The 408-nt window shown below is 70.3% G+C and carries 1 protein-coding gene; it reads left to right on the top strand.

Going from position 1 to position 408, the window contains the following annotated elements; translation table 11 throughout:
- Positions 1-53 precede the first annotated feature (53 nt).
- A partial coding sequence (locus AC30CM_RS27235) for a chloride channel protein (RefSeq protein WP_490120012.1) occupies positions 54-408 on the top strand: 355 nt, incomplete at its 3' end.

Below are 408 nucleotides of genomic sequence, written 5' to 3'. Positions count from 1 at the left end.
CGCACGCGGAGGGCAGCGGGATCCCTCGGGTCGAAGCCGTCGTGGAGGGACGGGTGCCGCCCGGCAGTCCGCTGATCCTGCCGGTGAAGTACCTGGGCGGCCTGCTGGCGATGGGAGCGGGCCTGGCCCTGGGGCGGGAGGGTCCCTCGGTGCAGATGGGTGGGAACATCGGGATCATCGTCAGCCGCATCGCCCGGCGGAATCGTCACGACCTGCAGATCCTGGTCGCGGCGGGTGCTGCCGCGGGCCTGGCCACCGCCTTCAACGCTCCGATCGCCGGCGGTGTCTTCGTCCTGGAGGAGCTGATCAAGCGCTTCGACCCGCGCACGACGATCGCCACGTTGCTCGCCTCCGGATCGGGCTTCTTCAGTGCGCATCTGCTGATCGGCGGCTCGGCGGACGTGTTCA

This window comes from Mycobacterium sp. DHQP2018-32-09, assembly GCF_058148405.1.
This window is presented reverse-complemented; position numbering and strand designations above follow the sequence as displayed.